Origin of the sequence: Mucilaginibacter sp. (assembly GCF_964263795.1) — a bacterium.
GTDB lineage: Bacteria > Bacteroidota > Bacteroidia > Sphingobacteriales > Sphingobacteriaceae > Mucilaginibacter.
The window spans coordinates 23,748-32,104 of sequence record NZ_CAXVWK010000065.1; the positions used below are offsets into that span (position 1 = coordinate 23,748).

Sequence of the window (8,357 nt, forward strand, 5' to 3'; positions counted from 1 at the left end):
TTACTTTTTTGAGAAGTTATAAAATCACTATCGATAATAAAACAACATACTTATAGAGATACAAATACGCATTAACCAAGTAGAAATCATAGACACAAGAACATGAAAAAATCACTTTTAATGGTTGGCGCAGTATTAACATTTACTTTAACCGCCGGCCGCTTAATTGCACAAACCACCCCGACAGACACGGCGAAGAAAATCACCGCTACTACAACCACCACCAATACTGCTACAGAAGGCGCAGGTGACGTTGTAGGTGCCTTGGGCAGCAATGCCGATTACTCTACTGCTTTAGCAGCAGTTAAGGCGGCAGGCTTAGATGCCACCCTAAAAACCGGCGGTCCTTACACCATTTTTGCTCCAAATAATATCGCATTCAGTAACTTGCCTGCAGGTAAGCTGGATAGCCTGATGAAAGACCCTGCTGCACTGGGTACCTTGTTAAAAGGCCACGTAGTAAACGGCAAATATGCCAAGGCTGATATTGTAAAAGCCTTGACTGCAGGAAAAGGTAAAGCAACCCTAACCACTTTAGACGGCCAAACGCTGACTATGTCATTAGTGGGCAGTAAGGTGCAGCTGGCAAACGCTACAGGCGGTTCTGCACAGATCACTTTGTTTGACTTGATAGGTGCAAATGGTGTTGTAGATGGCATTAACGGCATCCTTGTACCGGCCAAAAAATAGTAAACTTTCTAACACAAAAGCCCGGTTATGCCGGGCTTTTGTGTTTTTTAAGATTTGATGGGATAAACGTCCGAATCTATTTTTCCAATTGTAACTCTTGCAACCTTGCGTAAATCTCTAACATGGCCGATTGATCAATAAGTGTTTTTACGGATTTGCGTCCAACAAATCCGCGGTCATCTTTTTCTTCTTTCCAGATGCGGTTGGCATCATTGATAAAAAACTGCAAGCGCTGTTTGTTTTTATCTACCTTATATAGCTCCAGGTAACCGCGTAGTAGTACCGCGTTAAACCAATAGTTGTCGGGCAGTTTTCCATTCCTATAAAATTGCTTTTCTGATGCGTTGGCTAAGTTAATTGCATCTGTGAGGTAAGCATTATTGCGGGTGATATTGTACAGCAATACCGCCGATTGCATCATTGTACCGGCATTGTAAGTGTAAAGTGCAGAATCTATTTTTAGAGACGGCACCCGGATGTTATCAAAATAAACACCGGTTGGCGATAGCAGGTTGCGCTTTGTCCAGCTGTAAACCTTTATAGCAGTGTCAAGATAATTTTGTTGCTTAGTTGCCTGATACAATCGCAGCGCTACTAAAATTGCCGGCCCGTTAGAGCAGGTGTTCTTGCTTTTCAAATTACCTTCTTCCCAATAAAAACCGCCGCCTGTTGCCTCATCGTAACCGGTTAGCAAAAAACGATAGATCAATTTAGAGGTTTCAAGGTACTGCTGATTATGCGTGCGGTTATAGGCATCCATAAGCGCAATGGCTATCCATTCATTATCGTCATAAAAGCGGGTGTCAGCTTTTTCTTTAACAACCATTGCCTGATAACCCGGCGCAGGTGCCCTGCCGCTATAGTACTGGTTTATGGCTTTCATCACCTGCGCAATATGTTGCTTGCCGGGCGCAAGGCTTTCCTGTTCATTTGCCGCCTGCAACAAAGCCGTTAGGGGCCACAGATAAGAATGCTGGCCTTTGTTTTCGGCTACGTTATTGGTTTCTAAATAAAGGCCCGTTGGTTTATCATAAAATACTGTATAAATATTTTTATCCAGCTGCGAAATTTGCGCCTTGTAACCGGCAGTTTGCGCTACCGATGAAGCTGCACTTAAAGTGGTAAGAAGTAGTATTGAGCAAATGCGTTTCATAATTGCGGTTTTAAGCCAGTAGCTGCGGCTTGGTAGCGTAAGTTTCCCAAAGTAATTCACCAAAAAGCGTATTTGCCCAGGCAAACCATTTACGGGTGAAATTCTTAGGGTCATTTTTATGGAATGACTCATGCATAAAGCCGGTGCCGCCATGTGTTTTACGCAGTGTTTCTATACATTGCCTTATCTCGGCGTCATCGTTACTGGTTAGCGCCCGGATGATAATACTGATCGGCCAGATCATATCCTTACCAATGTGCGGCCCGCCTATTCCTTCGCCGGCAGTACCCTTGAAAAAGAAAGGATTATTGAGCGAAAGCAGCATCTTGCGTGTATTGATGTAGACTGGGTCGGTATTTTTGATAGCATCCAGATATGGCATCCCTAAAAGGCTTGGCACATTTGCATCGTCCATTAAGTTGTAGCTACCATAGCCGTTAACTTCGTAAGCGTAAACCTTACCGTAATCAGGGTGATCTATTACGGCATGCTTTTGTAAGGCGCCGTTAACCTCAGTGGCAAGTGCTGTTAATTCGGCTGCAAGAGTGCCGTCTTTTGCAATAGCAGCCGCCATCTCTGCAGCTTGTCTTAAACTAGTTACTGCGAAAAAATTGGATGGAACAAGGTAAGAATAAATAGTCGCGTCATCACTTGGGCGGAAAGCCGAGCAGATAAGTCCCACCGGTTTTACCGGGTAACCGTAGCCATTCATTGGAACACCATCTGTAGCCCATGATGTTTTACGTTGGAACGAATAGGGGCCATCACCGTCTTTTCGTTGTTGCTCTTTAAATGTTTTCAGTACAGATTGGATGGCCGATTTCCATTTGGCATCGAATGGCGATGTATCACCTGTCAATTTCCAATACTTATAGCTCAGGCGGATAGGGTAGCACAAAGAATCGATTTCCCATTTGCGCTCATGTAGCCCCGGCTTCATTTTCGTTACATCGTCCTTCCATTCTCCAACTTTATTAGGGTCATCGTAAAATGCATTGGCATAAGGGTCGCGCAGAATACATGTTGCCTGGCGATTTATGACACCTGCCACCAATTTTTTTAGTTCTGCATCCTTGTTGATAAACGCCAGGTAAGGCCAAACCTGCGCACTGCTATCACGCAGCCACATCGCGTCGATATCACCGGTAATAACGTAAGTATCAGGTTTGCCATCAGCAACTTTATACGTAACTGTCGTATCCAGAGTATTCGGAAAACAATTTTCGAAAAGCCAGCCCAGTTCAGGGTTTTTCACTTTTGCTTTAAATTCTTTAATGGCCAGCTCCACAGATTTGCTGGTGAATTTACGATGGGCCGCTGCAACTCTTACTGTCGGAAAATCTGCATCACCTGCAGCAGCTAGTTTGTTTACAAATAAACTTGCGCCTAATATGGCACTGCTGCCAATAAATTGCCTTCGTTTCATAGTTGATATTTGGTAGTGTTAGAAAGCCTAAATTATAAAATTCTTATCAAGCAAATGAATGCCGATTATGAAACTGCTAAAATTCGATGAAGAGAGGAAGCAAAAAATATTTGAAATTATTATTCTTATTTAGACTGATTCTTATTAATTTCGGATATTCTTAAACACGTTAAATGAAAAATCTTTTCACCCTGTTATTGTTAGTTGGTGCTTTGTCATCACAAGCCCAACAAAATAAACTTTTGGATCAGGCTTTTTGGAAAAGTTTACCTGATGCTAATGCAGTAAAATCAGCAGTTGCAGATGGAAACAGCCCATCTCAGTTTAATGGTAATAGCTTTGATCCGGTTGTGCTGGCTATAAATGCCGGCGCCCCTAATGAATCTATAGAATATTTGCTGAGCCAACCGGGTAACGAGGTGACTAAGCCAACACACGATGGCCGGATCTATCTGCATTGGGCGGCCAATAAGGGCAATGTCGAGTTGGTCAAATATTTATTAGACAAAGGTTCAAAAACAAGCTTAATGGATAGCCACGGTACAACGCCCATGCTTTTTGCGGCCGGTGCCGGCCAAACCAATGTGCAGATATACGAACAGTTCCTGTCTCATGGGGTTGATCTTAAAACCGATCTGAACCAGGATGGTGCAAACGCGCTGCTTGCTGGTATCGCTAATGATAAAGAGCTTACTTTAACCAACTATTTCATATCTAAGGGTTTGGAGATAAACAGCGTAGATGCTGCGGGAAACAATGCGTTTAGTTACGCCGCGCGTTCGGGTAATATCGAATTGTTAAAAAAATTGGTTGAAAAAGGTGTAAAACCAAATTCAACAGCTGTGTTAATGGCTGCGCAGGCTGGTGGTGGCCGTAATGGCGGCAACATCATCGGTTTACCGGTGTATCAATATTTAGAAAGCCTGAACTTGAAGCCTAACGTTAAAGGTAAAGGCGGCGAAACCGCTTTACATTATGTGGTACGCAAACCAAACCAATTAGAGGTGATCCAATACTTTTTGTCGAAAGGGGTAGATGTAAACCAACCTGATGAAAATGGTAATACTGCGTTTATGAATGCCGCAGCATCAACACGCGATACTGCCGTATTAGCACTACTGGCACCAAAAGTAAAGGACGTTAATCTGGCAAATAAAAAAGGGCAGACAGCATTGATGCTGGCAGTAGGTAACAATACCGCAGGCGTGATAAACTACCTGATTGCTAAAGGAGCATCTGTAACTGCTGTAGATAAAAACGGTAATAACCTTGCCTATTATATAGTAGATGCCTATCGTACGCAGCAAGGCCAGGGCGGACCTGCTGCCCAGGGCAGCACACCTAGGCAGGATGATTTTGATACGAAGCTTGCCATCCTAAAAGATAAGGGGCTTAATATTGCCGCCCAGCAAAAAAATGGTAATACCTTATATCATGTAGCTGTGGCTAAAGGTAACCTGGCATTGCTTAAACGTTTAGAGCCGCTGGGTATCGATGTAAATGCAAGAAATACGGAAGGGCTAACCGCACTCCATAAAGCTGCCATGATAGCTAAGGACGACACCATCATGAAGTATCTGTTATCGATAGGTGCCAAAAAAGACGCAGTAACCAACTTCAAAGAAACTGCGTTCGATCTCGCCAGCGAAAACGAGTCGTTAACTAAGAATAATACATCTGTTAATTTTCTGAAATAAAATATATGTTTAGATCCTACATCGCGGCAATATTGCTGCTCAACTTAACTTTTACCGCTACCCAATCATCAGCACAAACTACCAGGTACAAATGCATGATTCAAATGACCAACTATATGGGCGAGGGAGCATATATAGCCATATCGTTAATTAATAATAAAGGCGGATATGAAAAAACGCTTTATGTACTCGGTTCTAACAAAAAATGGTATAATGGGTTGAAAGAATGGCATGCGTTCAATTCAAAAAAACCTGCAAATATCAGCGCTATCACCGGTGCATCGGTTACAGGCGGCGACCGCAGCGTAAATGTGATTGAGATAGAAAACTCAAAGATCAATGCCGGCTACAAACTTCGTTTTGAAAGTGCCGTTGAAGATAAAGAATACAATGTAAAAGACCTGGAAGTGCCGCTTACGACCGAAACCCTTTCTGCAAAAAACGAAGGCACAGGGTACATCCGTTACGTAAGGTTTACCCCTAACTAAGTATAAAATACATTTATGACCATTTCGGTTTGGAGATACAGCCACTTAGCCCTGGCCGTATCTTCTTTTCTTTTACTGTCACTGGCGGCAATTACCGGCATTATTCTCGCCTTTCAGCCGGTTGCAGAAAAACTTCAGCCTTACAGCGCCAAGCAGTTTGCCAGCGTTACCCTGGCTCAGTCGCTACCAGTTATTCGTAATACATACCCCGGCATTAGCGAAATCACGATTGATGCAAATCATTTTGTTAAAGTAAGCGGCAGCGATGCCAATGGCAAAAAACTGCTGGCCTACATTGACCCTTTAACCGGTAAAAAGTTGGGCGTACCAGGCAATAAAAGTTATTTTTTTGAATGGGTTACCGCACTGCACCGTTCCCTTTTTTTGCATGAAACGGGGCGTTTTTTTATAGGCCTTACTGCGTTTTTGCTAATGCTTACCACGATATCCGGCACTATACTCATCATCCAGCGGCAGCGTGGTCTAAAGCGTTTTTTTACAAAAATAGCGCGCGATAATTTTGCCCAATATTACCACGTGGTGCTAGGCCGCTGGTCGCTTGTACCAATCCTGATCATCGCGGTAACAGGAACCTTTTTGTCGTTAGCGCGTTTTGGCCTTTTCAGTACACCGAAAGCTAGCCCTAAGATCGACATTGATGCGATCAGATCGGCACCGGAGAGAAAGCTAACTGATATAGCCATTTTTAAACAAACCAAACTATCGGATGTCGAGTCCATCGAATTTCCGTTTTCAGAGGATGTAGAAGATTACTATACGATAAAACTTAAAACAGGTGAGTTGGCAGTGAATCAAATAACCGGCGACATCCTAGGCGAAGTAAAATATCCGATGGCAGTAATGGTCACTAATCTAAGCCTCGACCTGCACACCGGCCGGGGAAGCGCTATCTGGGCGATTATTTTAGCGATAGCGTCTGCAAATATCCTTTTCTTTATCTTTTCAGGATTTGCCATCACTTTAAAGCGAAGGGCAAACCGCACAAAAAACAAATTCAAAGCAGCCGAATGTAAGTTTATTATTTTAGTTGGATCAGAGAATGGTAACACTTTTGGCTTTGCCCGCGCGGTTCATAAGCAATTATTACGGGCTGGTGAAAAATCTTACATAGGTGAGCTTAATAGTTACACAACTTATCCGCAAGTCGAGCATTTATTGATCTTCGCGGCTACTTACGGCCTTGGCGATGCGCCGACTAATGCTAATAGATTTGCATCGATGCTTGCCAAAAAACCTCAAAATCATACACTTAAATACAGCGTTGTATGTTTCGGATCCCATTCTTATTCAGATTTTTGCAAATTTGGGTTCGAAACGGCGCAATTGCTGACTCACCAGACCTGGGCTACCGCGTTAATAGATACGCACACCATTAACGACCGTTCGCCGGACGAGTTTGCGCTTTGGGCCGAGGCCTGGTCGCAGCAGTCGGGCATTGCACTAACCGGCATTAACGAGCAAATAAAGATCCCGGTAAAAGACCTCGAAAGTTTTACCGTAGCTGGCATTGTACTTGCCAACCATGAAAACGGCATATTTTCATTGAAGCTACAGCCTGATAAAAAGCTTCGTGCCAAGTCTGGCGACCTGCTGGCCATCTATCCTATGAACGATCACCGGGAGCGTTTGTATTCAATCGGCATAATAGAGAAGAAACTCGCCTTGAGTGTACGGTTACATTCAAATGGGATAGGTTCCGGATTTTTACATGGGTTAACAGTTGGCCAAAAAATTAGTGCCAGGGTTGTTGACAATACTCATTTTCACTTCCCTGCTAATGCTCAAGAAGTAGTAATGATTTGTAACGGTACGGGTATAGCGCCGTTTTTGGGGATGATAAACCAGAATGACAGCACGGTAGCGGTAGAATTATACTGTGGTTTCCGCGACAGGCATTCCTACCATAAGTACGAACAATTTTTAGCAGATAATACCGCACAGGGCAAATTAAGCGCAATTAACGTAGCATTTTCACGCGAGGGCGACAAACAGTATGTTTACCATCTGATCTCAAGGGATGCGGACAAGATAGGGCGAATGCTAGCAGGCGGTGGTACAGTGATGATTTGCGGATCATTAGCGATGCAAAAGGATGTTATGGAACTTTTAGAAACTATCTGTAAGGACAAAACAGGCAAGGATTTAAGTTACTACCAGTCGCATGGCCAGATCCGTACGGACTGTTATTAAGCTTTTATACGGCGTTTATTGAAATGTAACTTCGGCGAAGATAGTACTTCACCTTTATCAGTTATGATGATATATTGATAAGCAGGGAACCGGGCGATGAATTTTAAAGCGGCATCCTTACCTAAAACCATCATGGATGTACTGAAGCCGTTGGCCCGCTCTGCACTGGGGCCGAAAACCGTAACGCTGGTTAATCCTGTTGCAGGGTAACCTGTTACAGGATTGATGATATGCGCATAACGCTTGCCGTTAAACACTACAAACTTTTCATAGCTACCTGATGTTACAACCGATGCCTGTTTAAGCGGCACAACCGCAATTACCGTATCCTCACGCATGGGGTTGGTGATGCCAATACTCCAGTATTGCCCATTGGGTTGTTTTCCCCAGGTGCTCATATCGCCGGAGCCGTTTACAATGCCCGCTTTTATGCCCTTCGCCAGCATCATCTTACGACATTTGTCGGCAGCATAGCCCTCACCTAAAGCGCCGAAGCCTATCTGCATTCCCTTAAGTTTCAAAAATATAGTTGAGTTAGCACTATCCAAAATAATATTTCTATAGCCTACTTTGGCGACTGACCTTTTAATGGCCTCAGGACTGGGCATATCCGTCATCGAGCCGTCGAATTTCCAGATCCGGTCCATTGCCGCGAAACTAATATCGAATGCTCCGCCGGTTATTTGTGAAAG

At 43.7% G+C, this 8,357-nt stretch carries 7 protein-coding genes; 4 read left to right on the forward strand and 3 right to left on the reverse strand.

Annotated features, from left to right (window positions below; translation table 11 throughout):
* Nucleotides 1–102 precede the first annotated feature (102 nt).
* Nucleotides 103–690 (forward strand): fasciclin domain-containing protein, encoded by a 588-nt coding sequence (locus ACE5CV_RS12105; protein WP_374950437.1) that lies wholly within the window; start codon nucleotides 103–105, stop codon nucleotides 688–690.
* A 76-nt stretch (nucleotides 691–766) separates the two neighbouring features.
* Here the strand turns inward: ACE5CV_RS12105 and ACE5CV_RS12110 are convergent, their stop codons facing one another.
* Both ACE5CV_RS12110 and ACE5CV_RS12115 read right to left on the reverse strand, forming a co-directional pair.
* Nucleotides 767–1,843, reverse strand: a complete 1,077-nt coding sequence (locus ACE5CV_RS12110) for a glycoside hydrolase family 76 protein (RefSeq protein WP_374950438.1) — start codon at nucleotides 1,841–1,843, stop codon at nucleotides 767–769.
* A gap of 10 nt (nucleotides 1,844–1,853) precedes the next feature.
* Complete coding sequence (locus tag ACE5CV_RS12115; RefSeq protein WP_374950439.1) at nucleotides 1,854–3,269, reverse strand: glycoside hydrolase family 125 protein; 1,416 nt, start codon at nucleotides 3,267–3,269, stop codon at nucleotides 1,854–1,856.
* 173 nt (nucleotides 3,270–3,442) lie between these two features.
* Here ACE5CV_RS12115 and ACE5CV_RS12120 point away from each other — a divergent pair, with 173 nt between their 5' ends.
* The 3 genes from ACE5CV_RS12120 to ACE5CV_RS12130 are packed head-to-tail and all read left to right on the forward strand — an operon-like array spanning nucleotide 3,443 to nucleotide 7,665.
* Nucleotides 3,443–4,966, forward strand: coding sequence for an ankyrin repeat domain-containing protein (locus tag ACE5CV_RS12120; protein WP_374950440.1), 1,524 nt, complete (start codon nucleotides 3,443–3,445; stop codon nucleotides 4,964–4,966).
* Nucleotides 4,967–4,971: 5 nt separating this feature from the next.
* Entirely contained in the window at nucleotides 4,972–5,454 is a 483-nt protein-coding gene (locus ACE5CV_RS12125; RefSeq protein ID WP_374950441.1) for a DUF2271 domain-containing protein, read from the forward strand.
* Nucleotides 5,455–5,469: 15 nt separating this feature from the next.
* A complete protein-coding gene (locus ACE5CV_RS12130) occupies nucleotides 5,470–7,665 on the forward strand; it encodes a PepSY domain-containing protein (RefSeq protein WP_374950442.1) in 2,196 nt (731 codons plus the stop codon).
* Here the strand turns inward: ACE5CV_RS12130 and ACE5CV_RS12135 are convergent.
* On the reverse strand, nucleotides 7,662–8,357 hold a 696-nt coding region (locus ACE5CV_RS12135), incomplete at its 5' end, for an FAD:protein FMN transferase (protein WP_374950443.1). The genes ACE5CV_RS12130 and ACE5CV_RS12135 overlap by 4 nt on opposite strands.